At 75.6% G+C, this 23,068-nt stretch carries 23 protein-coding genes; 2 read left to right on the forward strand and 21 right to left on the reverse strand.

What is annotated here, in order from left to right; genetic code table 11:
• Positions 1 to 15 precede the first annotated feature (15 nt).
• The 19 genes from NMK34_RS17920 to NMK34_RS18010 form a co-directional block, all read right to left on the reverse strand.
• Positions 16 to 705: a RibD family protein gene (locus NMK34_RS17920; RefSeq protein ID WP_318334389.1), complete on the reverse strand. Its 690-nt coding sequence runs from the start codon at positions 703 to 705 to the stop codon at positions 16 to 18.
• Positions 702 to 1,331 carry a GTP cyclohydrolase II gene (locus tag NMK34_RS17925; protein WP_318334390.1) on the reverse strand — a complete coding sequence of 210 codons (630 nt, stop codon included), beginning with the start codon at positions 1,329 to 1,331 and terminating at the stop codon, positions 702 to 704. The genes NMK34_RS17920 and NMK34_RS17925 overlap by 4 nt, the downstream gene beginning before the upstream one ends.
• Positions 1,332 to 1,400: 69 nt before the next feature.
• A complete protein-coding gene (locus tag NMK34_RS17930) occupies positions 1,401 to 2,306 on the reverse strand; it encodes a lysylphosphatidylglycerol synthase transmembrane domain-containing protein (protein WP_318336371.1) in 906 nt (301 codons plus the stop codon).
• Between the two features lie 144 nt (positions 2,307 to 2,450).
• Positions 2,451 to 3,260: a class I SAM-dependent methyltransferase gene (locus NMK34_RS17935; protein ID WP_318334391.1), complete on the reverse strand. Its 810-nt coding sequence runs from the start codon at positions 3,258 to 3,260 to the stop codon at positions 2,451 to 2,453.
• A complete protein-coding gene (locus NMK34_RS17940; protein WP_318334392.1) occupies positions 3,257 to 4,294 on the reverse strand; it encodes a glycosyltransferase family 4 protein in 1,038 nt (345 codons plus the stop codon). The genes NMK34_RS17935 and NMK34_RS17940 overlap by 4 nt, the downstream gene beginning before the upstream one ends.
• 4 nt (positions 4,295 to 4,298) lie before the next feature.
• Positions 4,299 to 4,697: a 6-carboxytetrahydropterin synthase gene (locus NMK34_RS17945; protein WP_318334393.1), complete on the reverse strand. Its 399-nt coding sequence runs from the start codon at positions 4,695 to 4,697 to the stop codon at positions 4,299 to 4,301.
• A 2-nt stretch (positions 4,698 to 4,699) separates the two neighbouring features.
• On the reverse strand, positions 4,700 to 5,719 hold the full coding sequence (locus NMK34_RS17950) for a zinc-dependent alcohol dehydrogenase (protein ID WP_412098956.1): 1,020 nt from the start codon (positions 5,717 to 5,719) through the stop codon (positions 4,700 to 4,702).
• A 49-nt stretch (positions 5,720 to 5,768) separates the two neighbouring features.
• Entirely contained in the window at positions 5,769 to 6,041 is a 273-nt protein-coding gene (locus tag NMK34_RS17955) for a hypothetical protein (RefSeq protein WP_318334395.1), read from the reverse strand.
• 95 nt (positions 6,042 to 6,136) lie between these two features.
• Positions 6,137 to 7,189 (reverse strand): ABC transporter ATP-binding protein, encoded by a 1,053-nt coding sequence (locus tag NMK34_RS17960; protein WP_318334396.1) that lies wholly within the window; start codon positions 7,187 to 7,189, stop codon positions 6,137 to 6,139.
• Positions 7,186 to 7,983 (reverse strand): ABC transporter permease, encoded by a 798-nt coding sequence (locus tag NMK34_RS17965; RefSeq protein ID WP_318334397.1) that lies wholly within the window; start codon positions 7,981 to 7,983, stop codon positions 7,186 to 7,188. Before NMK34_RS17965 ends, NMK34_RS17960 begins: the two co-directional genes overlap by 4 nt.
• Entirely contained in the window at positions 7,980 to 8,762 is a 783-nt protein-coding gene (gene modA / locus NMK34_RS17970) for a molybdate ABC transporter substrate-binding protein (protein WP_318334398.1), read from the reverse strand. Before modA ends, NMK34_RS17965 begins: the two co-directional genes overlap by 4 nt.
• Positions 8,759 to 9,163 (reverse strand): TOBE domain-containing protein, encoded by a 405-nt coding sequence (locus NMK34_RS17975; protein ID WP_194799132.1) that lies wholly within the window; start codon positions 9,161 to 9,163, stop codon positions 8,759 to 8,761. Before NMK34_RS17975 ends, modA begins: the two co-directional genes overlap by 4 nt.
• A 94-nt stretch (positions 9,164 to 9,257) precedes the next feature.
• A complete protein-coding gene (locus NMK34_RS17980) occupies positions 9,258 to 11,315 on the reverse strand; it encodes a heavy metal translocating P-type ATPase (RefSeq protein ID WP_318334399.1) in 2,058 nt (685 codons plus the stop codon).
• Between the two features lie 73 nt (positions 11,316 to 11,388).
• A complete protein-coding gene (locus tag NMK34_RS17985) occupies positions 11,389 to 11,862 on the reverse strand; it encodes a macro domain-containing protein (protein ID WP_318334400.1) in 474 nt (157 codons plus the stop codon).
• Between the two features lie 30 nt (positions 11,863 to 11,892).
• Entirely contained in the window at positions 11,893 to 12,276 is a 384-nt protein-coding gene (locus NMK34_RS17990) for a DUF1622 domain-containing protein (protein ID WP_128138377.1), read from the reverse strand.
• An 86-nt stretch (positions 12,277 to 12,362) separates the two neighbouring features.
• The gene (locus tag NMK34_RS17995; protein WP_318334401.1) at positions 12,363 to 13,028 is read right to left on the reverse strand and encodes a TcmI family type II polyketide cyclase; all 666 of its coding nucleotides are present in this window, start codon (positions 13,026 to 13,028) and stop codon (positions 12,363 to 12,365) included.
• Positions 13,029 to 13,080: 52 nt separating this feature from the next.
• Positions 13,081 to 14,307, reverse strand: a complete 1,227-nt coding sequence (locus tag NMK34_RS18000) for a cytochrome P450 (RefSeq protein ID WP_318334402.1) — start codon at positions 14,305 to 14,307, stop codon at positions 13,081 to 13,083.
• Positions 14,304 to 14,624 (reverse strand): putative quinol monooxygenase, encoded by a 321-nt coding sequence (locus tag NMK34_RS18005; RefSeq protein WP_120569519.1) that lies wholly within the window; start codon positions 14,622 to 14,624, stop codon positions 14,304 to 14,306. The genes NMK34_RS18000 and NMK34_RS18005 overlap by 4 nt, the downstream gene beginning before the upstream one ends.
• Positions 14,621 to 16,900, reverse strand: a complete 2,280-nt coding sequence (locus tag NMK34_RS18010) for an FAD-dependent oxidoreductase (RefSeq protein ID WP_318334403.1) — start codon at positions 16,898 to 16,900, stop codon at positions 14,621 to 14,623. Before NMK34_RS18010 ends, NMK34_RS18005 begins: the two co-directional genes overlap by 4 nt.
• 183 nt (positions 16,901 to 17,083) lie before the next feature.
• On the opposite strand from NMK34_RS18010, the gene NMK34_RS18015 reads away from it, so the two are divergent.
• Positions 17,084 to 17,842, forward strand: coding sequence for a class I SAM-dependent methyltransferase (locus NMK34_RS18015; protein ID WP_318334404.1), 759 nt, complete (start codon positions 17,084 to 17,086; stop codon positions 17,840 to 17,842).
• A 60-nt stretch (positions 17,843 to 17,902) separates the two neighbouring features.
• On the opposite strand, the gene NMK34_RS18020 is transcribed toward NMK34_RS18015, so the two are convergent.
• Positions 17,903 to 20,620: a LuxR family transcriptional regulator gene (locus NMK34_RS18020; RefSeq protein ID WP_318334405.1), complete on the reverse strand. Its 2,718-nt coding sequence runs from the start codon at positions 20,618 to 20,620 to the stop codon at positions 17,903 to 17,905.
• Positions 20,621 to 20,713: 93 nt separating this feature from the next.
• Positions 20,714 to 21,604, reverse strand: coding sequence for an alpha/beta hydrolase (locus NMK34_RS18025; RefSeq protein ID WP_318334406.1), 891 nt, complete (start codon positions 21,602 to 21,604; stop codon positions 20,714 to 20,716).
• Between the two features lie 132 nt (positions 21,605 to 21,736).
• On the opposite strand from NMK34_RS18025, the gene NMK34_RS18030 reads away from it, so the two are divergent.
• Complete coding sequence (locus tag NMK34_RS18030; protein ID WP_318334407.1) at positions 21,737 to 23,062, forward strand: aminotransferase class V-fold PLP-dependent enzyme; 1,326 nt, start codon at positions 21,737 to 21,739, stop codon at positions 23,060 to 23,062.
• Positions 23,063 to 23,068: the final 6 nt, after the last annotated feature.

Below are 23,068 nucleotides of genomic sequence, written 5' to 3' on the forward strand. Positions count from 1 at the left end.
GCATCGACACGACGGTCAGGCCGGGCAGCGGTCGGACAGCGCGTACCGGGTGAGGACCACGTCGCCGATCTGGCGCACCTCGACCACCCGGGCCCGGCGCCCCGGGTGCCACGGGAAGCGGCCGTCCCCGACGAAGCGCGGCGCGCGCCCGTCCCCCACGAAGAACGGCGCCACGACCAGGTGCAACTCGTCGGCCAGGCCGGCGGTGAGGAACTGGCGGTGCACCGTCCCGCCGCCCTCCACCATCAGGCGCGTGACCCCGCGCCCGGCCAGGTCGGCCACCACCGCCTCCGCGGTGGCCGGATCACCCGCGTCGACCACCGTGGACACCGCGCCCACCTGCTCGCGGGCCTTGTCCACCACGCCGCTCGGGCAGTACACCAGCTTGAGCCCGTCGCCCGCGGTGAAGAACCGGGCCCGCGGGTCGAGGTCGCCGCTGCCGGTGACGGTCACCTTCACCGGCGACGGCGGCAACCCGCGCGCCGCCCGCTCGGCGCGCCGGTGCTCGCTGCGCACCAGCAGGCGGGGGTCGTCGCGGCGCACGGTGGCCGCACCGACCAGGATCGCGTCGCACCCGGCCCGTGTCGCGTCCACGCGGTCCAGGTCGTCGTCGTTCGACAGCAGCAGCCGCTCGGTGCTCGCGTCGTCGATGTAGCCGTCGATCGACATCGCGCAGCTGAGCAGCACGTACGGCCGGGTGGTCACGGCACGAACGGCAGGTCGAGGGCGTGATCGGCGCGGGTCACCTTGGCCGCCAGGTAGCCGGCGTTGGCCGGCGACAGGTGCACACCGGTGGACACCCGGTCGGCCACCGTCACGCCCAGCCGTTCGAGCTGGGCCGCCTTGTCCGGGTTGTTGCTGAGCAGGGACACCCGGTCCACGCCCAGCGCGGTGAGCATCTGCGCGGCCACCGTGTAGTCGCGCTCGTCCGCGCCGCGCCCGAGCGCCAGGTTCGCCTCGTACGTGTCGAGGCCGCCGTCCTGGAGGGCGTACGCGTCGAGCTTGGCGTACAGGCCGATGCCGCGCCCCTCCTGCCGCAGGTAGAGCAGGTAGCCGCCGGCCTGGGCGATCCGCTCGACCGCCTCGCGCAACTGCGGGCCGCAGTCGCAGCGCTGGCTGCCGAACACGTCCCCGGTGAGGCACTCGCTGTGCGGGCGGACCAGCGGCGGATCGGCGTCGGCGTGCTCACCGAGACCGAACGCCAGGTGCTCACGGCCGTCGACGAGACCGTGGAAGGTGTGCACGCGGGCCGTGGTCACGTAGCCGTCGGGGAACCGGAGCGGAACCGTCACGCGGGTCCGGACCGTCGCGGTGGGCAGCGTTTCGTCCATGGTTCTCCTGTCGTCCGGTCGCCGGGCGGACCCGGCGACGCACACCTCGCTCCCCCACCGTAGGCGGGATCACCGACAGTTGCCGGGCTCGCGCCGAGGCAGCCGCCGTGCGAGCAGCACCGCAGCGCCGGGGAGGCTGGCCACCAGGACCAGCGCGCCGTACACCGTGCCGGTCGCCACACCCTGCGCGGCGGTCAGCCCGGCCGAGGCGAACGCCCAGGCAGCCACCCCCTCGCGCGGCCCGAAACCACCCACGTTCAGCGGCACCGCCATGGCCAGCAGGGCCAGCAGCGTCAGCGGCAGCAGGTGCGACAGCGGCGCGTCCGCGCCGGCCGTGCGGGCGGCCACCACGAACGTGGCCAGGTGACCGGCGAACACCACGGTCGAGGCGACCACCACGCCGGCCCAGGTCCGGCGGCCCAGCACCCCGGAGCGGACGTCGGCGACAGCGGTCCGGGCGGCCCGGGCGAGGCGGGACGCCCCGGAGCGGGGCACCGCGCGGGCGGCGAGCACCAGCGCCAGCGCGACCACGGCGAGCACCGCCGCGAGGGCGGGCAGGTACCGGCGTACCGGCGACGGGAACGCGGCGAGCAGCGCCACCGCGATGACCACCTGCACCACCTGCCCGGCGGTGCGCTCCCACACCACCGCCCGCACGCCCCGGGCCACGTCCCCGGCGTCGCGGCCGTGCCGTACCGCCCGGTGCACGTCGCCGAGCACGCCGCCGGGCAGTGTGGAGTTGAGGAAGACCGCCCGGTAGCAGTGCGCCACCGCGGCGCGCATCGGCAGCCGTACGCCCAGCCCACCGGCGACCAGCGACCAGCGCCAGGCGCAGCAGACGGTGGTGATCACGCCGATGCCGAGCGCGGCGGCCAGCGCGGGCGCGTCGATCAGCCGCAGCCCGGCCAGGAACGGGCCGGTGCCCACCGAGGCGACGAGCGCGGCGAGCACCACGAGCCCGAGCAGCGGGCGGATCCAGGCCCGGCCGGTCCGGGCCCGGCGCGGCGGCGCGGGCGTGACAGCCGGTACGGGTCCGGCGACGGCGACGGCGACGGCGACGTGTGACAAACGGTCCTCCCTCGTTCCCACCGGTTGTCACGTGCCGGCAGCCGGTTCGGTTCAGCCGGTGAGCAGGTCCGCGTGGTGCAGCACCACGTCGAGCCGTCCGGCGGCGGCCTCGGCGAGCCGCCACTCCTGATACGTCGCGGCGGGCCCGGACAGATGCGGTCGTTCCTCGACGGCCGCGTCGACCCAGCCGGTGAGCCACTCGGCGGCCAGTTCCGCCTGCTCCGGGCCGAGCCGCCACGGGGTCGGCCGCACGAGCGTCTCGACGCCGTGGCGGCGGAACGCGGCCACGGTGACGTCCACGGCGTCCGGCCCGAGCAGCGCCCGGCCGTCGACGGTACGACGCTGGTGGGCGTTGAACGCGGCGGTCAGCTCAGCGTCCAGCGGGTCCGGCGGGGTGAACTCGGCCCGTCCGGTCACGGTGAGCGCGAACAGCGTCAGGTGGCCGGCGCAGGCCGCCGCCATCCGCTCGACCTCCTCGGCCGTGAGCATGTCCAGCAGCGCCGACGCGGTGATCAGGTGGGCGTCGGCCAGGTCGGCGGCGGTCAGCCGGGTCACGTCGGAGCCGCGCGTGGTCACGGTGACCTCGGCGCCGTCGGCGGCGGTGAGCCGCCCGGCCCGGGCCAGCGCCAGCAGGTCCGCGTCGCGTTCGTGCAGCACCCAGCGTTGCGGGCCGGGCAGCCGGGGCGCGAGCCAGCGGGCCATCGAGCCGGTGCCGCTGCCCAGGTCGTGCACGACGAGCGGCCGGCCGGTGGGCAGCCGGTCGCGGACCGCGTCGGCCAGCTCGGTGCTGCGGGCCGCCGCGTCGGCGGGCTCGCGCAGTCGCAGCCAGTCCGCGAAGCCGGACGGGAGTGAGGTGGTCATGCCGCGGTCGCCTCCTTCAGTGCCGTCGCCAGCCGGTCCACGGTGACCGGCCAGCCGGTGAGGGTGTGCCGCCGCTGCCGGGCGGCGCGGCGCAGCCGGTCCCGCAGGCCCGGGTCGGTGAGCCAGCGGCGCAGCGCCGCGGCGGTCGCGCCCGGGTCGCCCGGCGGCACCAGCAGGCCGGGCCGGTCGCCGCCGGGGGCGTGCCCGAGCGTGTCCGGCAGGCCGCCGGTGTCGCTCGCCAGCACGGGTACGCCCCGGGCCAGCGCCTCGGTGACCACCATCCCGTACGTCTCCCGCCGCGACGGCTGAACCAGCAGATCGGCCGCCGCGTACGTGGCGGCCAGGCCGGGTCCGGTGCGCGGACCGGTGAGCCGGACCCGGCCGGCGAGGCCGGTGGCGGTGAGCCGCCCGCGCAGCCGGTCGGCGAACGCGCGGTCCCGGTCCGGTGGACCGACCCAGTCGCAGGTCCAGTCGAGGTCCGCCACCTCGCTGAGCGCGGCGGCGAGCACGTCGTGGCCCTTCACCGGGGTGACCGCGGCGACGCAGAGCAGCCGTCCCCCGCCGGGCGTGCCGTCGGCGACGGGCGCCGGGTCGACGCCGGGCGGCGCGACGGTCACCCGTTCGGGGCGCAGCCGGTAGCGGTCGAGCAGCCGGTCGCGGGTCCACGCGCTGGTGGCGACCACTGCGGTGGCCGCCGCCAGTGACCGCGCCTCCGTCTCGCCCTCGATCGGCAGGTGCACCAGGATCACCAGCCGCAGCCGCGCGGCGTGCGGGGCGAGCACGTCCGGCACGGTCGAGGCGACCAGGCCGTCGAGCAGCACCGGCACGCCGTCGGGCAGCCCGCCGAGCAGTCCGGCAAGGTCGGCTCGCTCCCCCGGCCCCGGGTGCGGCCAGCCGCCGGGTACCTGGTGTTCGCGTACCGTCCAGCCGCGCGCGGCCAGGCCGCGGCAGACCCGGCGGTCGTAGGCGTTGCCGCCGCTGGGGTCCGCCGGGTCGTCGATGTCGCCCGGCAGCACCACGTGGACGACTGTCATCCGGTCAGAGCGACCGCTCGTAGCTCGCCCACGCGATGTGCGACTCGTGCAGGGTGACGGTGATCCCGGCCAGGCCCTGCGCGCCCTCCCCCAGCCGGCCGGCCCCCACCGCGTCGGCGAGCCGGTCGGCGATCGTCCGCGCGAGCACCTCGGTGGTGGTGTTCACCCCGGCGAAGGCGGGCTCATCGTCGAGGTTGCGGTAGTTCAGCTCGGCGAGCACGGCCTTGAGCTGCTCGGTGGCCAGCCCGATGTCGACAACGATCCCGTCGTCGTCCAGGTCGGCGCGGCGGAACGTGGCGTCGACGACGAACGTCGCCCCGTGCAGCCGCTGCGCCGGGCCGAAGACCTCGCCGCGGAAGCTGTGGGCGACCATCATGTGGTCCCGGACGGTCACGCTGAACACGATCACTCCTCGCCGTAGGTGATGAGATGACACAGCGCCGGCAGCTCGCCCGAGGCGAGCCGGTCCAGCACGTCGGGCAGGTCGTCGAAGCGGGACCGGCCGGTGAGCAGCGCGTCGAACACCGGGTCGGCCAGCAGCTCCAGGGCGAGCGCGAGCCGGTCGGCGTAGCTGCGGTCGGCCCGCCGGGGCGAGACGGTGCCGACCTGGCTGCTGCGGATACCCAGCCGCCGGGAGTGGAACGCGCCGCCCAGCGCCAGCGTGACCGGCCGGTCGCCGTACCAGCTCAGCTCCAGCACGGTGCCCTCGGGGCGCAGCAGCTCCAGGCCGCGTTGCAGCCCGTCGGCGGTGGCGCTGGCGTGCACCACCAGGTCGCGCTCGCCGGTGGCGTCGGCGGGCGTGGCGAAGCCCGCGCCGAGCGCGGCGGCCACAGCGGCGCGGGCCGGGTCGGCGTCGACGAGTTCGACGCGTACGCCGGGGAAGCGGGTCAGCAGCGCGGTCACCGCGCAGCCGACCATCCCGCCGCCGATCACCGTGACGCGGTCGCCGACCAGCGGGGCGGCGTCCCAGAGCGCGTTGACAGCCGTCTCCACGGTGCCGGCCAGCACGGCGCGTTCGGCAGGCACGCCGTCCGGCACGACGGTCACGGCGCCGGCCGGGACCACGTACGCGCTCTGGTGCGGGTAGAGGCAGAAGACGGTACGGCCGAGCAGCCGCTCGTCGCCCGCCTCGACCGTGCCGACGCTGAGGTAGCCGTACTTGACCGGTGCCGGGAAGTCGCCCTCCTGGAACGGCGCCCGCATGGCGGCGTGCTGGTCGGCCGGGACGCGGCCGGTGAACACCAGCGTCTCGGTGCCGCGGCTGACGCCGGAGAAGCGGGTCCGGACCAGCACCTCACCGGGGCCGGGGGCGGCGAGCCGGACCGGCCGGATCTCGCCCTCGCCGGGGGCGCGGAGCCAGAACGCGTGGGCGTCGACCGTCACGAACTCTCCTCTTCCCCGCATTCCGACCGAGTTGTCGATCATAGACACGGAAGCGGGGCGTCCGCGGTTCGAACCGCCCGCGACCCGATGCTCAGGCGGCGCGCCGGCGCTGCTCCGTACGCCAGGTCTCCGGCTCGGCCCGGTCGGCGTGGCGGTCCCCGGCCAGTTCCATCGCGCGGTGAGCAGCGGTCAGCGCGTCACACGGCGCGACCCGACCGTCACACAGCAGGCTCTCGCACCGGCCGGCCTCGTCGGGCCGGTGGGCGACTGCAACGTCGTACGCGGCCCGCCAGAGCAACGGGTCGGTGACTCCCCGTGGCAGGTCGGCGTCCAGACTGGACCTGTTGCGGATCGTGTCGGGCACCGTGTCCCCCTTTGCGTCGTCGCTACCGTCCCAGTGACCGGTTGAGCGCAGATCAAACCTCTCACCTGCGTACACGTCGCGACCAGCGGTGTTTGTCACGCCGGATAGGCGCGCGTCTCGGCTGCCTTGACCGCCGCCCAGACCGCGCGGCCGGGGATCAGTCCGAGATGGGCCGCGGCGGCGGGCGTGACGTCGGCGGCGACCTCGACCGGCCCGGCCAGTTGCACGCGCAGATTGTCGCCGTGGCGTTGCACGCCGGTGACGGTGGCGGCCCACACGTTGCGCGGGCTGCCCTCCGGCCGGGACGGGTGCAGCGCGACGGCAGCCGGCGGGTACGCGACGAACGCCTCACCGTGGACGGTGTCGGCGGTGGTGAGCGTCAGTTCACCGACGGTGACGGTGTGTCCGTCGGCGCGGCCGCGGTGCAGGTTGAGGCCGACCAGCCGGGCCACGTAGTCGGTGCGCGGCCGGGCCGTGACGGTTGCCGCGTCGCCGTCCTGCACCACCCGGCCGTGCTCCACGATGACCAGTCGGTCGGCGAGCACCAGGGCGTCGAGGGGGTCGTGGGTGACGAGCAGCGTGGCGCCGGGGTGCGCGCCGAGGTGGCGCTGGAGTTCGGCGCGGGTGTCCAGCCGGGTCCGGGCGTCGAGCGCGGCGAGCGGCTCGTCGAGCAGCAGCAGCGCCGGGTCGACGGCGAGCGCGCGGGCCAGCGCGACCCGCTGCGCCTGGCCGCCGGAGAGCTGCCGGGGCCGGCGCCGGGCCTGGTCGCCGAGGCCGACCCGGTCCAGCCACTCCTGGGCCCGGGTGCGGGCGGCGCGCTTGCCGACGCCCCGGCGGCGCGGCCCGAACGCCACGTTGTCCAGCGCGCTGAGGTGGGGGAACAGCAGGTAGTCCTGGAACACCACGCCGACCGGCCGTCGTTCCGGCGGTGTCCACACCCGGCGGTCCGGCCGGTCCAGGTCGGCGCCGTCGAGCGTGAGGTGACCGGCGCTGAGCGGATGCAGCCCGGCGAGCACCCGCAGCGCTGTGGTCTTGCCGGCGCCGTTGGGGCCGAGCAGCGCCACCACCTCACCGGCGGCGATGCGCAGCCGCACGTCGAGGGTGAACCCGTCCCGCTCGGCGACGAGATGCGCGTCCAGCACACTCATGTCGTCCCGACCCATTTGTCGCGCAGCGCGGCGAGGATGACCACGGAGACGGTGAGCAGGATCAGGCTCAGCACGATCGCGGCCTGCAGGTCGGTCTCCAGCGCCAGGTAGACCGCCAGCGGCATGGTCTGGGTGCGGCCCGGATAGTTGCCGGCGAAGGTGATGGTGGCGCCGAACTCACCGAGCGCGCGGGCCCAGCAGAGCACCGCCCCGGCCGCCACGCCCGGGGCGACGAGCGGCAGCGTGACCCGGGTGAAGGTGGTGAACCGTCCGGCGCCGAGCGTGGCGGCGGCCTCCTCGTACCGGGGGTCGGCGCCGCGCAGCGCCCCCTCGACGGCGATGACCAGGAACGGCATGGCCACGAACGCCTCGGCCAGCACCACCCCGGCGGTGGTGAACGGCAGCGTCACGCCGAACGTCTCGTCCAGCCACGACCCGATCAGGCCGCGCCGGCCGAAGACCAGCAGCAGCGCCACGCCGCCGACCACCGGCGGCAGCACCAGCGGCACCGTGACCAGCGCCCGGACCAGCCGCCGCCCGGGGAACTCCACCCGCGCCAAGAGCCAGGCCAGGGGTACGCCGAGCGCCACGCAGAGCAGCGTGGCGACGGTGGCGGTCTCCAGCGACAGCCGCAGCGCGGTGAGCACACCCGGCTCGGCCAGCCGCTGGGGCAGCGTGGTCCAGGGTGCCCGGAGCAGCAGGCCGGCGAGCGGCAGGACGAGGAAGGTCAGGCCGAGCCCGGCGGGCACGAGCAGGGCGATCGGCACCCGCTGGCGGCGTACGGTGCGGCTCATGCGCCGGGCGGCGCCTGGAACCCGGCGGCGGTGAGCACGGCGAGCCCGGCGTCCGAGCGGACGAAGTCGACGAAGGCGCGGGCGCCGGCCGGGTTGCCGGCGGCGCGCAGCACCACGATCGGGTAGTCGTTCACCGCGCGCGCCGACTCGGGGAACTCGACCGCGTCGAGCCCGGGTGCGGCGCGGACGTCGGTGCGGTAGACCAGCGCGGCGTCGACCTCGCCGAGACGCAGCTTGGCCAGCGCGCCCTTGACGTCCTGTTCCAGCGTGGCGGGGGTGAGCCGCACACCGGCGGCGTCCAGCGCGGTACGTGCGGCGGCACCGCAGGGCACCTGCTCAGCGCAGAGCGCCACCTTGACGCCGGGGCGGGCGAGGTCGGCCAGGCCGCCGACCCGGGCCGGGTTGCCTCGGGGTACGGCGACGACGATCTGGTTGCGCACCAGCACTGCCGGTTCACCCGCCGCGTCACCGGCGTCGGTGACCGTCTTCATGGTGGCCGGGGAGGCGGCGGCGAACACGTCGGCGGGCGCGCCCTGGGTGATCTGGGTGGCGAGCCCGGAGCTGCCGCCGAAGTTGAACGTGACGGTGCTGCCGGGGTGGGCGGCCTCGTACTCCTTGCCGAGTGTGGTGAACGACTCGGTGAGCGAGGCGGCGGCGAACACGGTCACCGGACCGGCGCCGTCGGGACCGGCCGGTTCGCCGGCGCCACCGCAGCCGGTCAGGCCGAGCGCCGCCACCAGCGCGGCGGCGAGCGCGGCGCGGATCCGCCGTACGGTCACGGGCTGGTCCTTCCCCTGGGGGTGGCGGGGGCGCGCTCGACCACGACGGTGGTCGACTTGATCACCGCGACGGCGACGGAGCCGACCTGGAGGTCGAGGTCGTCGACGGCCTCCCGGCTCATCAGCGACACCACCCGGAACGGGCCGGCCTGGATGTCCACCTGGGCCATCACGGTGTCCTTGACGACGGCGGTGACGATGCCGCGCAGCCGGTTGCGGGCCGAGGACAGCTCGGGATGGCCGGGCGCGCGGACGAACGCTGCCACGTCGGCGCCGTCGAGCACCCGGTGGCCGTGCTCGTCGCGGGTCGCAGGCAGCTTGCCGGCGTCGATCCAGCGGCGGACCGTGTCCGCGCTGACCCCGAGCAGTTCGGCTGCCTCGCCGATCCGGAACACCGTCACGCGCTCACCCTAGCGGCCCGCAGGTGCGAGCCGGAAGGGGCATTGCCGCTCGCAGCCGCGAGCCGCCAGGCGGCTTGGGAACCGGAACTGCGGTTCAGTCGCCCGGGGTGATCCGGACCCGCCGCAGCAGCTGGGCGTTGAGCGCCACCACGATCGTCGAGGCGGACATCAGCACCGCGCCCAGCGCCGGGCTGAGCGCGATCCCCGCCCAGGCGAGGACACCGGCGGCGAGCGGGATCGCCACCACGTTGTAGCCGGCCGCCCAGGCCAGGTTCTGCCGCATCTTCCGGTACGACGCCCGGGACAGCCGGATCACTCCGCCGACGCCACGCGGGTCCGAGCCGGCGAGCACCACCCCAGCGGACTCGATCGCCACGTCGGTGCCGGCGCCGATGGCCAGCCCGACGTCGGCGCGGGCGAGCGCCGGTGCGTCGTTCACGCCGTCGCCGACCATCGCCACCGTCAGTCCCCGGCCGCGCAGCTCGGCCACCGCCTTGTCCTTGTCGGCCGGGAGCACCTCCGCGAAGACCTCGTCGACGCCGGGCCGGAACCCGAGGTCGGCGGCGACCGCCTCGGCGACCGGGCGCGCGTCGCCGGTGATCATCACGATCTTGCGTACGCCGAGCTCGCGCAGCTCGGCCACGGCGGCCCGCGCCTCCGGGCGGACCTGGTCCTCCAGCCCGAACGCGGCGGTCACCTCCGGCGGACCACCCTCGGGCAGGCGGACCAGGTGCAGCACCGCGGCGCCCCGGCCCGACCACTCCTGCGCGGCCCGGGCCAGGTCGTCCGGCACCGCGGCGTCGAGTTCGCGCAGCAGGGCCGGCCCGCCGACCGCCCAGTCCACGCCGTCCACGGTGGCGCGCACGCCCCGGCCGGTCAGCGCCCGGAAGCCGCGTGCGGCCGGGCGCGCACCACGGGCGTCGGCGGCGGTCACGAGCGCCCGGGCCAGCGGGTGCTCGCTGTCGGCCTCCACCGCGCCGGCCAGGGCCAGGGCGGCCGTCTCGTCCGTCCCGCCGGTGGTGGCCACCCCGGTCACCGTGTGCCGGCCGGTGGTGAGGGTGCCGGTCTTGTCGAACAGGACGGTGTCGACGGTCCGCATCCGCTCCAGCGCGAGCCGGTCCTTGACCAGGATGCCGGCGCGGGCCGACAGCGCGGTGGACAGCGCCACCACCAGCGGGATGGCCAGGCCGAGCGCGTGCGGGCAGGCGATCACCAGCACGGTCACGGTGCGTACCACCGCCTGGTCGGGATCGCCGAGCAGTGCCCAGACCGCGAACGTCGCCAGGCCGGCGAACGCCGCCAGGTAGAACAGCAGCGCGGCGAACCGGTCGGCGAGCACCTGCGCGCGCCCGCCGGAGGCCTGCGCCTCGGCGACGAGCCGCCCGATGCCGGCCAGCGCGGTGTCCGCGCCGACCGCCTCGACGCGTACCCGGAGGGTGGAGTCGGTGGCGACGGTGCCGGCGACCACCCGGTCCCCGGCGGCGCGGGCGACCGGCCGCGACTCTCCGGTGATCATCGACTCGTCCAGTTCGGCGGCGCCCTCGACGATCCGCCCGTCGGCCGGCACCCGCCCGCCGGGGCGCACCAGCACCAGGTCGTCCACCCGCAGCTCACCGACCGGCACCGGATGCGGCTGCCCGGCGTCGTCCAGGCGCTCGGCGTCGTCGGGCAGCAGCGCGGCGAGGGCGCCGAGCGCGCCGCGTGCCTGCCCGACCGCCCGCATCTCCTGCCAGTGGCCGAGCAGCATGATGGTGACCAGCGCGGCCAGCTCCCACCAGAAGTCCAGGTCGAACAGGCCGAGGCTGGTGGCGGCCGAGGCGAGGTACGCGACGACGATCGCCATCGAGATCAGCAGCATCATCCCGGGGGCACGTTCGCGCAGCTCACGCAGCCCGCCGGTGAGGAACGGCCAGCCGCCGTACGCGAACACCACGGTGCCGAGCACCGGGCCGGCCCAGCGCACACCCGGGAAGTCCAGCGAGTAGCCGAACCAGTCCATCACCATGTGGCTGGTGGCGACGATCGGCACGGTCAGCGCCAGGCTCAGCCAGAACCGGCGGCGGAACTGCTCCGGGTCGTGCCCGGCGTGCGCGCCGTGACCGCCGCCGTGGTCGTCGTAGTGGCCGGTGTCGTGACCGGATCCGTGCTCCATGACCCCACAATACCCCCTGGGGGTACCCGTCCGCATCGACTCGGTGACGTGGCGCGGGCGACAGCGGAGGTCATTACCTGTCGTAGACGGTCACCGGGATGCCGCGGTCGGACAACGCGCGCCGGATCAACGGCTCGATCCGCTGCCACGAGCCACCGGCCAGCCCGCAGCCGATGCGTGGCATGTGCACCGACGCGCCCAACTCCTCGGCGTGCTCGGCCACGGCCGTCAGGCAACGCTCCACCGCGTCGTACCGGATCGGCGGCCCGGCGCTGCCCCGGCGCATCCCGCGCTGGCCGACCATGTTGGCCACCCACAGGTCCGGCGCGACCCGGACCAGCCGGACGGCGCCCAGCCCGAAGTCGTTGCCGGCCCGGTGCCGGTGCCACTCCCGGTAGTCGCATTCCGGCTCCGGCCACCGCCGCGAGACGGCGAGGACGAAGCCCTTCCCCCAGCCGCCCAGATCGTTGCAGACGTGCGCGACGATCTTGGGGCCCTTCGCCTGTGGGCTCGTCGCGTCGCCGCGCACGATCCGGAACTCCGACATGCCCGGCATGCTGCCGCAGGGGTACGACGTTCAGCGCTGCGGGCGGGCGCCGACGCTCGGCCGGTCGGCCGGGGTCCGGCCCTGCCAGGGCCACCGGCCGTCCAGCTCCACCTCGAGGGAGAAGCTGAGGAACGTGCGGACCAGCACGATCAGCGCCAGCACGCCGACGCTGGTGAACGTGGGCGACACCGCCACCGTACGGATGATGTCGCCGCCGACCAGGAACTCCAGGCCGAGCAGGATGGCCCGGCCGACCCCCTGCCGGTACGCCCGGTAGTGCGCGACCACCTGGCGGGTCCGGGCGCAGCGCACCGCGAACACCGCCGTGGCGACCGCGACGCCGACCGCGATGACGAGCACCCCGGCCAGGTCCAGCAACGCTCCGACGTGCTGGACGATCTCCTTCGTCGACACCCGGCACCCCCGCACCAGCCTGGCGTACGGCCGGTCGCGGGGGCGGCGTTTCCGCGCTCCCGGTCGACGGGAGCGCGGAGGCGTGCTCAGTCCTGGGCCTGCCAGCGGTAGAAGACGGTGGCCACCGAGTCCTGCGGGCCCTGCCACGTCTCCGGCCGGTACGGCTCGATGTACGGGCCCAGGTCCTGCATCACCTTGCCGAAGGCGGGCTTGTCGCCGTGCTGGTCCCGGGTCGCCTCGGCCGCGGACGTCTCCTGTTCGAGCAGGTGCACGTAGACGTCGTCGATCGAGTAGAGCCAGCGCCCGGTGACGCCGAGGTCGGTCGGGAGCGACCCGGCGTCGGACTCGGCGAAGACCCGTGCGACGTCGGGTTCGGCACCGGGCTTGATCCGCCCGACGATCACGGTGAGCGTGGTGTCGGCGGGTGGCTCCCCCTCGGGCGCCCAGTGGTAGAACTCCTTCGCCACCGAGTCCGAGGGGTTCTTCCAGTAGCGCGGGTACGGGGTGACGTACGGGCCGATCTCCTCGGCGATCTTCTGGAAGGCGGGCAGGCCCCGGGTCTGCCCGGAGATCCGCGGGTCCTGCTCCCGCTCGATCACGTGGATGTAGAGGTCGTGGTGCGACAGCAGGTAACGGCCGATGACGCCCAGGTCCTGCGGCCGGGTGGCCTGGTCGTAGTGGCCGAACACGCCGCCGACGATCTGCTCGCTGCCGGGGACCATGTGACAGACGATCACGTTGCGGAAGACCATGACTGCTCCTTGATGATTGCGACGGGGGCGGCGGCGCGAGGCGGCGGCGCCGTCAGGCGGTGAAGGTGACGGGCAGTTCCAGCAGGCCGCGGAACGGCGAGGCGGCGGGGAGCCGGCGCACCTCGGCGAGCGGCACGCCGAGACGCAGTCCGGGCAGCCGGCGCAGCAGCGCGCCGAGCGCGAGTTCGGCCTCCATCCGGGCCAGTGAGACGCCCAGGCAGTAGTGGACGCCGTGCCCGAACCCGAGGTGCGGGCCCCGGACCCGGCGCAGGTCCAGCCGGTCCGGGTCGGCGAAGTGCGCCGGGTCGTGGTTGGCCGCGTTGATCGCCACCCCGACGATCGCGCCGCGCGGGATGCGGACGCCCTGGTAGTCGACGTCCTCGGTGGCGATACGCGGGCTGGCCACGGGCAGCGGCCCGTCGAAGCGCAGCAGTTCCTCGATCGCGGCGGGCAGCAGGCGGGGCGAGTCGCGCAGCAGTTCCATCTGCTCGGGGTGGGTGAGCAGGGCCAGCACGGCGTTGCCGAGGAAGTCGGCGGTGGTCTGGTGCCCGGCGAACAGCAGCAGGAACGTGGTGGTGACCAGTTCCGCCTCGGACAGCGTCCCGTCCCGGTCGACGGCCTTGATGAGCGCGCCGATGATGTCGTCGGCCGGGTCGTCGCGTTTGGCGCGGACCAGCCCGGCCAGGTAGTGGTGCAGCCGGAGCTGGGCCTCCTGCACCGCGGCGCGTTCCTGCGCCGGCGGCCGGCTGGTGGAGCCGGAGGTGCGGATCACCTGGGTCCAGTCGAGCACCCGGTCGTGGTCGGCCGGCGGCACGCCGAGCAGCTCGCAGATGACAGTCATCGGCAGCGGGATGGCGAACTCGTGCATCAGGTCCGCCTCGCCGTGCGGCGCCATCTTGTCGATGAGCTGTTCGACGGTCGACGCGATCCGGGGGCGCAGCGCCTCGATCCGCCGCGGCGCGAACGCCTGCGACACCACCCGGCGCAGCCGGGTGTGCTCCGGCGGGTCGGAGTTGAGCATGTTGCGGTTCAGGCCCTCGGAGTTCGGGCCGAAGATCTTCAGGTAGTGCTGCCCCGGGCCGTACAGATCCTTGGACAGGCGCGGGTCGGTCAGCGCGGTGCGGGCGTCGTCGAATCGGGTGATCAGCCAGGAGTCGAAGCGCGGCGAGCCGACCGGGCAGACCGGCCGCTCCGCGCGCAGCCGCGCCAGCGCGGGGTACGGATCGGCCGCGAACCCGTCGGTGTAGAGCTCGCTCGCCGGCATCACGTCGTCGGTCATCGCCCCTCCCCCGGCTCGCCGGCCACGCTGTGCAGCACCTGGTAGGTGTGCCGGTCGGCGGACTCACGCAGCTCACGGATGATGCTCAGCAGCCGGTCCCGGTGCGTGCTGCGGCCGAACGCGTCGAGCCGCTCGCGGTCCGCCCAGTCGCTGATGATCAGGTAACTGCGCGGGTCGTCGGCGTCACGGACCAGGTCCTGGTGCAGGCAGCCGTCCAGCGTGCGGATCTGTTCGGCGGCGGTGAGCCACTCCGCCTCGAAGCGCTCCTCGCAGCCTTCCCGGGTCCGCATCGACAGCACGGTCCGGACCCGGCTCACCGGACGCTCCCGAAGACCAGGTGCAGGTGCTTGCGCAGCGCGTCCGGATCGACCGGCGCGCCCCGGAACCCGATGTGCCCGTCCGGGCGGATCAGGTACAGGCCGGTGCCGGCCAGGCCGTACGCGCCGCGGAAGCGGCGCTCGGCGTCGCGCACCACCGGCGGGTCGAGCAGTCGCGGTTCGTCGGCGTCCGGGTCCAGCAGCAGGTACGCCTCGAGTTCGCCGCCGGTGAGCCGGCGCGCGTCGGCGCACAGGCCGGTCAGCGCGGCCAGTTCCCCCGCGCCGGCTGTGCGGTCGGCGTAGAGCAGCAGCGTGTGCCGGGTGCCCCGGGTGAGGTCGCGCAGCCGCAGCGGGTGCCCGACGCCGCGCCGGCGCAGCCCGTCGACGTCGGGCGCGATGTCGCCGGGGCGGGGCGCGTCACCGAGCGCGGCCGGGTCGGCGACGGTCTCCCCGACCAGCGGGCTGCCGGCGTAGCTGAGCAGCATCGACATCTCCTGGAGGAACTGCCGTTCCAGGTCGGCGCGGTCCACCTCCTCGGTGCCGGCCATCCGGACCGCGCGGCCGACGATCTCCTCGCCCTCCGGGCGCCGCTCGGTCTCGTAGCTGTCCAGCAGGCCGGGCGCGGCGAGCCCGCGTACCGCCAGGGCCAGCTTCCACGCCAGGTTCCAGGTGTCCTGGATGCCGGTGTTCATGCCCTGCCCGCCGGCGGGCGGGTGCAGGTGGGCGGCGTCCCCGGCGACGAACACGCGGCCGTCGCGGTAGCGGTCGACGATGCCGTGGCTGATCCGGAACACCGAGGACCAGCGCAGGTTGCTCGCCCGGGTGCCTGGTGGCGCGAGGCGGTCCAGCGCGGCCTGCACGTCGTCGATGGTCGGCTCGTCGAGTTCCTCGCTGAAGCCGGGCGGGGCGTCGCGCCCGCCGGTCTGGGCGAAGAAGCGGGGCGGCGCGAGGGTGGCGATGCGGTAGCGGTGCGCGCCACGCAGCGGTACGCAGACCAGCATCCCGTCCATCTGCCCGTCGGTCATGTGCAGGAACCGCAGCAGGTGCCCGTCCGGCATGTCCCAGTCGACGTCGACGTCCACCAGCATGAACAGCTGCGGGAACCGGCCCAGTCCGCCGGTGAAGGTGAGCCCGAGCCGCTCCCGTACCCGGCTGTGCGCGCCGTCGGCGCCGACCAGGTACGCCGCGCGTACCGTCTCGGTGCCGCCGTCGGCGGTGCGGACGGTGGCGGTCACGCCGTCGGCGTCCTGGGTGAAGTCGACGAGTTCGGCGCCGCGCTGCGGACGCACCCCGAGCGTGGCCAGCCGGTCGGTGAGGATCCGCTCGGTCTCGTACTGGGGCAGGCCGAGGTGGGCGTACGGCAGGCCGGGCAGTTCCCAGCTCATCCGGTGGGTCTGCTCGCCGTTGACGAAGACCATGTTGCCGGTGAGCCAGATGCCGGCGTCCATGGCGTCCCGGACGACGCCCTGTTCCTCCCAGATCTCCATGGTGCGGCAGTGCACGCCGATCGCCTTGTCGGCGTGGCCGGGCGGGGTGACCTGTTTGTCGATCACCAGGCAGTCGATGCCCCGCCGGGCCAGTTCGACGGCGGCGGTCAGCCCGGTGGGCCCCGCCCCGACGACGAGTACGTCTGTTGTCCTGTGCACGTCGGCCTCCCAGCCCGTGGTGGGGTGTCGGCGATCGTCCGCGTCGGGCACGACGTGGAACAGCCGGCGCCGGATGTCGAGAAGGAACGGTGCGATCGGTCCGGCCTGCGCCGAGGCGTGGGCCGGGTCGCCGATCCAGGCGAGGAACGGCGCGGCGCCGTCCCACTCGGCGAAGATGTGGTGGATGTCCGAGCCGGGTTCGCGCAGTAACTGCTCGCGGCGGTAGCCGGGTATCGCGGCCATCCGCCGGACCACCTCGGGGTAGCCGCTGTGGAACTCGGCGAGCCGGTCGCGCGGCACGGTGAGCTCGACGTCCACGTAGACCGGACCCGTCCCGTCCCCGGTCTCGCGCATCAGCGGGTAGCCGGGGTCGCCGTCCGGCTCGGTCAGCGGCCGGAGCAGGTCGGCCAGGCGGGCCGCCACCGGCCCCCGCCGGTACGCGCGCAGCGCCGCGTCGTCGGCCCACTCGGTGACGACGACGAAGCCGCGCGGGTCGAGGGCGTCGCGCAGCAGCTCGTGCCGCAGGTTGCCGGGAAGTGCGCCGAGCTGCCCGGCGACCGTCTCGAAGGCCGGCCCGACCGCGGGCTCGCAGCCGGGGCGCGCGCGCAGCCGGAGCATCGTCCTGATCATGCAGCCCCCTCGAACGGTGCCGTCGTCGTGCCGCGACCCTGCCGCAGCGCGCGTCACCGCCTCGTCACCGTCGGCCCGCCGGACGTCCGGCGCCGGTGACGCCACCGGGACGGCGCAGGCTTATTGCAAAACCCTGGCAACAAGTCTCGACAGGGTCGCGTATCGGTAACTATCGTGAGCGGCATGACTCCTTACGACTTGGATGTGCGGGCCTGGCAGGAGAGCTGGGACCGGCAGCAGGAGGCGTACCTGCCCGACCGGGAGCACCGCTTCGCCGCGATGCTCGACGCCGTCGAGGCGGTCGCCGGCGACCGGCCGCCACGCGTCCTCGACCTCGCGGGCGGCACCGGATCGATCAGCCTGCGGACACTGGCCCGCCGGCCCGACGCCGAGGTGACGGTGCTCGACCTCGACCCGGTGCTGCTCACCCTCGCCGAGGCGGCGCTGGCCGGGCGGGCCGCTGTGGTGACCGCCGACCTCAACCGGTCCGACTGGGCCGCCGCGCTGCCGCACCGCGACTACGACGCCGTGCTCACCGCGACCGCCCTGCACTGGCTCGACGGCCCGCGCCTCGCGCGGCTGTACGGCGAGATCCGCGACGTGCTGCGCCCCGGCGGCGTGTTCGTCAACGCCGACCACATGCCCGACGAGGCGCTGCCGACGCTGACCGACCGGCTGCACACGCGGGCGGGCAAACTGCGGGCGGCCCGGCACCGCGCGGGCGCGGCGCTGTCCTGGTCGGACTGGTGGGAGCGGGCAGCCGACGATCCGGTGCTCGGGCCGCTGGTGGAGAAGCGGCGGCAGATCTACCCGACCGGGCACAGCCCGGAGTGGAACCCGCCCGCGGCCTGGCACCTGGACGCGCTGCGCGCGGCGGGCTTCACCGAGGCCGGCGTGCTGTGGCGCGGCGGCGCGGACGCCGCGGTGGCCGCACTGCGCTGAGCCGGCGCCGCCCGGCCGGGCGGCGGCCGACGCCACGCGGGCCCCGAGGTCGGCGCACGGTCAGGACAGCAGGCGGGCCAGTTCGGTACGCGAGCGCACGCCCAGCCGGTGGAAGACGTTGCGCAGGTGGTGGTCGACGGTCCGGGTGGACAGGCACATCCGGGTGGCGATCTCCCGGTTGGTCGCCCCTTCCGCGACCAGCCGGGCGATGTGCAGCTGCTGCCCGGTCAGCAACTGCTCCGGGCCGTGCCGCACCGGCCCGACCGACTCCCCCGCCGCGCGCAGTTCCTCCCCCGCACGGTCGGCCCACACGGTGGCGCCGAGCAGCGTGAACGCCTCCCGGGCCCGGTGCAGGTGCGCCCGGGCGTCCCGGGGCCGGCGCCGGCGGCGCAGCTCGCGGCCGAACAGCAGCTCGGTGCGGGCGCGCTCGAACCGGTCGGTGTCGGCCGGGTGCAGCCGCAGCGCCGCGTGGAACTCCCGTTCGGCCTCCGGGCCGCCGCGCGGCGCGAGCAGCGCCCGGCAGCGCGCTGCGAGCGCCCGCCGCGACGGGCTCGCCGTGCTGCTGGCCCAGTGGTCGAACACGGCGAGCGCGGCGGCCGGCCGCCCGCCGTCGTGGGCGGCGGCCTCGACGAGGTACGGGGTGGCCATCACCTGGACGAGCACCTGCCCCCGGCCGGTGCCGGTGCGGGCCAGCGCGGACAGCCGGGCCACCGCGTCGGCGTACCGGCCGTCGATCAGGTCCAGCACGCCGAGCGCCCACCGGGCGTACGCGTCGGGCCGGCTGCCCGGTGCGGCCCCGTCGCCGATCTCGGCGATCCGGGCCAGCGCGGCGTCCCGGTCGGCGCGGACCGCGGCCAGCACGGCGAGGATGCCGAGGTGCACCTGGGCGCAGACGTGCTGACCGGTGGCGCGGGCGGCGCGCACGCCCTCGCGGGCGGTCTGGGCCGCGGCCTCGTGCCGGCCCAGCCAGTACTCGGCGACCGCCCGCAGTTCCAGCGCCCGGGGCAGCAGGGACAGCTCGCCGCGCGAGCGGGCCACCTCGACCGCCCGGCCGGCGAGCCGGTGCGCGGGACCGTCCACGGCGACGAGCAGGGCGGCCGCGGCGGCGCAGACGAGCGCGCCGGGGGTGAGCGCGGGACCGGTCAACCGGCCGCCGAGGACGACGACGCGGCGCAGCGCCGGCCCACCACGGGCGTGGTCGCCGCGCAGCGTCGCGCCGACGCCGGTGGCGAACGTGGCCGGCAGGTCGAGGTCGGGCGGGTCGCCGGGCCGCCGCAGCGCCTCGGCCCGGCGGGCCACCTCGGCGTACCGGTACTGGTCGCCGGTGACGCAGATGGCCTCGCCGGCCCGGACCAGCGCCAGCAGCGCGGCCCGCCGGTCGGCCGGCGCGACCGCGTCGGCGGCGGCCAGCAGCGTGGCGACCGCGGCGGCGGGCGCGTCGCAGCGCAGTTGCATCTCGCCGCGGAGCAGGTCGGCCCGGCCACCGGCAGGCGGCCCGGCGGTCACCCCTCGTAGCAGCCCCCGGGCCCGGTCCGGGTCGCCGGCGGTCCAGGCGCACCGCGCCGCCGCGATGGTCAGCTCGGCCGCGCGCCCCGGGTCGGGGCTCAGCTCGGCGGCCCGGCGCAGCACGACCGCGGCGGCGGCGCGGTCCGGCACCTCGTCGACCGCCGCGGTCAGCTCGGCGGCGAGCACGTCGGCCGGGCAGTCGGCGGCGGTGGCGTGACGCAGCGCCCGGCCCAGCGTGCCCTCGGCGAGCGTGCCGGCCAGCAGCAGGTGCGCCGCGCGCAGGTCGGCGAGCGGCGCGACGGCGGTGATCATCGTGCGGGCGAGCGGGTGCGGGAACGTCACCCCGCCGGGCCCGGTACGCAGCAGCCCGGCCGCTTCGGCGGGGGCGAGCGCCTCGACGGTGAGCCCGGCCGCCCACGCGGCGCGGACCAGCGTGGCCGGGTCGTCGCCGGGGTCGAGCGCGGCGAGCAGCACCATCCGCCGGGTCGGGACGGGCAGCCGGTCCAGGCGGGCCCGGTACGCGGCGGCGAGCGAGCCGTCCACCGGCGGCGTGCCGGGCAGCGGCGCCTCGCCCCGCCACTGGGCCGGGGTGAGCGTGCCGGCCAGGTCGGCCAGCGCCGCCGGGCTGCCCCGGCTGAGCGCGGCCAGCGCCGTGGCCACCGCCACGGGCGGCCGCTCCCGCAGGCCGGCGAGCATCGCGTGGCACTCGTGGGCGTCCAGCGGGCGCAGCCGGTGGGCCGGTACGCCGTCGACGGTGGCCGGTGCGGTGGCGGTCAGCAGCATCGCCACCGGCAGCCGGCGCAGCCGGCGCGCCACCACCGCCAGGGTCCAGGCGCTCTGCGGATCGCCGGTGTCGAGGTCGTCCACCGTGCACAGCAACGGCCGGTCCGCCGCGACGGCGGCGAGCAGGGACCGCACCGCGGCGGCCAGGGCCAGGCGCTGCTCGGCCGGGCACCCGTCGCCGCCGAGCGCGCGTCGCAACAGCCGGCGTTGCCGCACCGGGAGTGCGGTGTCCGCGTCCAGCACCGGGTCGAGCAGGCGGTGCAGCCCGGCGTAGGGCAGTGTCGCCTCGTCGGCCAGGCCGGCGCCGGCGAGCACCGCGCGCTCCCCCGCCCACCTGCGGGCGTACGCCAGCAGGGCGCTGCGCCCGGAGCCCGGCGGCCCGTGGAACAGCAGCGCACCGCCGTCGTCGCGGTCGAGGAGCCGGCGGATCGCGTCGCACTCGTCGTCCCGGCCCCACAGGTCTATATGCACTGTCGATGCAGAAACCATTCATGCAGTGTCACAGATGGGCAACCCGCCGGAAAAGAGGCGGACGCGCTCCCGGGGTGACCGCCGTGGCGGCCACCCCGGGAGCGGAGGGGATCAGGAGCTGGGGCAGGTGTTGCGGTACTCCTGGATCGCCGACCCGGTCGGGCCCGGGCAGAGGAACTGCTCGTAGCGGGTGTCGTCGTCGACGAACCGCTTCAGCCAGGCCACCGTCTGCTTCGCCGTCGGCGTGTTCGTCGTCTGCGGGAAGAAGTGGCTCGCGTTGTTCAGCTCGAGGTACGCCTTCTCCGACGACGACGGGATGCTGTTGTAGAACGGGATCGAGTGGGTCGCCACCGGCGCCACGCTGTCGCTCTCGCCGCCGATGATGAGCGTCGGCACCCGTACCTCGGACCAGGTCTTGTCCAGGTTCCACGGAGCGAGCGGGACGGCGGCCTGCAACGACGGCCGGGCCGCCGCCGCCTCCAGGCTGCCGCCACCGCCCATCGAGTGCCCGGCCACGGCGAGCCGGGACGAGTCGATCCGGCCCCGCACCGAGCTGCGCTGGGTCAGGTAGTCCAGCGCGGCCAGGAGCTGGCGGCCCCGGCTGTCCGGCTGGTCCAGCCGGGTGATGGTCTCGATGCCGATGACCACGAAGCCGTGCGAGGCGATCCGGGGACCGAGCCAGCTCAGGCTGGACCAGGAGGCGGTGTAGCCCGGCGAGATGGCGACCGCGCCGAAGGTGCCCTCGGCGGTGCTGGTCGGGTAGTAGATGACGCCGCCGCCGAAGCCGGTCACGCTCAGCGAGGAGACGTTTATCGACGAGGTGGCGAACGGGCCGCGGCTGGCCTCCAGGATGGCGTTCGTGGGCGCCGGGCCGCGCTCGTAAGGGCTTGCCGCGCTCGCCGCCGCCGGGACGGCGAGGGCGCCGCCGGTGGCGAGCAGCGCGGCCACGGCGAGGCGGGCGAGGGCACGGACGGGGGTACGGGAACGGGTGGTGGTGGGCACGTCGGTCACTCCTTGCGCCGGAATTACATCGACATGCGTCAGCATCGATGCCCTGCCGCCGGTGCGCATCGGTGAAATCACCGGTCCCCCGGCAGTGACCCGGCCGTGACATGCACGGCGGACGATTGCCCCATGCACCCGAGGCGACGGCACCTGACCCGGCGGCACCTGCTCGGCGCGACGGCGGCGGCCGGCGTCACCGGCCTGGCCACCGGCTGCGAGCCGGACCGCCCGGCGGGCGGGACCGCGGCGCCGGACGACGCGCCCGCCCTGGATCCGGCCAGTTGGGACAGCGTCCGCGCCCAGTTCGCGCTCGACCACTCCCGGGCACACCTGGCCACGTTCGTCTTCGCCCCGCACCCGGCACCGGTACGGGCCGCCGTGGCGGTCCACCGCGCCGGCCTCGACCGGGACGCCTCGGGCTACCTGGGGCTCCACGAGGAACGGCTGGACCGCGCGGTGCTGGACGCGGCGGCCGGGCACCTCGGCACCCGGCCGGAGCAGATAGCGCTCACCGACTCCACCACCATGGGCCTCGGCCTGGTCTACAGCGCGATCCGGCTGCGAGCGGGCGAGGAGGTGCTGACCACCGAGCACGACTTCTACGCCACGCACGAGTCGCTGCGGTTGCGCGCCGAACGCGACGGGGTGACCGTGCGCCGGGCCCGCCTCTACCGGGACGCCGCCACGGCCACGGAGGACGAGATGGTCGCCGGGCTGACCGCGGCGCTCACGCCCCGCACCCGGGTGGTGGCGCTGACCTGGGTGCACTCCAGCACCGGCGTGAAACTGCCGGTACGCCGGCTGGCCGAGGCGGTCCGCGAGCGCAGCCCCGAGGCGTTGCTCTGCCTCGACGCGGTGCACGGCTTCGGTGCCGACGCCTCCACACCCGAGCAGCTCGGCTGCGACGTGCTCGTCTCCGGCTGCCACAAGTGGCTGCTCGGGCCGCGCGGCACCGGCCTGGTCTGGGCCGCCGAGCGGGCGTGGGCCCGGATGACGCCGGTGGTCCCGACCTTCGACGGGCGGGCCATCGGGCGTTGGATGGCCGGCGGGACCGGCGGGGCGCCCGTGCCGCCGGGCCAGGCGCACACGCCCGGCGGATACCACAGCTTCGAGCACCGGTGGGCGCTCGCCGACGCGTTCACGTTCCACCGGCGCATCGGCCCGGCCCGGGTCGCCGAACGCACCCGGGAGCTGGCCGGCCGCCTCAAGGAGGGGCTGGCCGGGATCCGGGGCGTCCGGCTGGTCACGCCGCGCGCCGCCGACCTGTCCGCCGGGGTGGTCTGCTGCGAGGTGCCGGGCGTGCCGCCGGACCGGGCGGTGGACCGGCTGCGGTCGGCCGGGGTGGTCGCAAGCAGCACCCCCTACCGGCCGTCCTACCTGCGCTTCGGCGCGACGATCGCCAACGGCGAGCAGGACGTGGAGGCGGCGCTGCGGGCGGTCCGCACCCTGGTGTGAGCCGTT

Origin of the sequence: Micromonospora sp. BRA006-A (assembly GCF_033433935.1) — a bacterium.
GTDB lineage: Bacteria > Actinomycetota > Actinomycetes > Mycobacteriales > Micromonosporaceae > Micromonospora > Micromonospora aurantiaca.

What these genes read in the sequence shown, in the direction of transcription:
- NMK34_RS17980 (WP_318334399.1), bottom strand. Translation starts at nt 11,315, where the DNA reads ATGGAGCACGGATCCGGTCACGACACCGGCCACTACGACGACCACGGC.
- NMK34_RS17940 (WP_318334392.1), bottom strand. Translation starts at nt 4,294, where the DNA reads ATGACAGTCGTCCACGTGGTGCTGCCGGGCGACATCGACGACCCGGCG.
- NMK34_RS18030 (WP_318334407.1), top strand. Translation starts at nt 21,737, where the DNA reads ATGCACCCGAGGCGACGGCACCTGACCCGGCGGCACCTGCTCGGCGCG.
- NMK34_RS17950 (WP_412098956.1), bottom strand. Translation starts at nt 5,719, where the DNA reads ATGATCGACAACTCGGTCGGAATGCGGGGAAGAGGAGAGTTCGTGACG.
- NMK34_RS18010 (WP_318334403.1), bottom strand. Translation starts at nt 16,900, where the DNA reads ATGATCAGGACGATGCTCCGGCTGCGCGCGCGCCCCGGCTGCGAGCCC.
- NMK34_RS17925 (WP_318334390.1), bottom strand. Translation starts at nt 1,331, where the DNA reads ATGGACGAAACGCTGCCCACCGCGACGGTCCGGACCCGCGTGACGGTT.
- NMK34_RS17995 (WP_318334401.1), bottom strand. Translation starts at nt 13,028, where the DNA reads ATGGTCTTCCGCAACGTGATCGTCTGTCACATGGTCCCCGGCAGCGAG.
- NMK34_RS17965 (WP_318334397.1), bottom strand. Translation starts at nt 7,983, where the DNA reads ATGAGCCGCACCGTACGCCGCCAGCGGGTGCCGATCGCCCTGCTCGTG.
- NMK34_RS17985 (WP_318334400.1), bottom strand. Translation starts at nt 11,862, where the DNA reads ATGTCGGAGTTCCGGATCGTGCGCGGCGACGCGACGAGCCCACAGGCG.
- NMK34_RS17935 (WP_318334391.1), bottom strand. Translation starts at nt 3,260, where the DNA reads ATGACCACCTCACTCCCGTCCGGCTTCGCGGACTGGCTGCGACTGCGC.
- NMK34_RS18015 (WP_318334404.1), top strand. Translation starts at nt 17,084, where the DNA reads ATGACTCCTTACGACTTGGATGTGCGGGCCTGGCAGGAGAGCTGGGAC.
- NMK34_RS18000 (WP_318334402.1), bottom strand. Translation starts at nt 14,307, where the DNA reads ATGACCGACGACGTGATGCCGGCGAGCGAGCTCTACACCGACGGGTTC.
- NMK34_RS17960 (WP_318334396.1), bottom strand. Translation starts at nt 7,189, where the DNA reads ATGAGTGTGCTGGACGCGCATCTCGTCGCCGAGCGGGACGGGTTCACC.
- NMK34_RS18020 (WP_318334405.1), bottom strand. Translation starts at nt 20,620, where the DNA reads ATGGTTTCTGCATCGACAGTGCATATAGACCTGTGGGGCCGGGACGAC.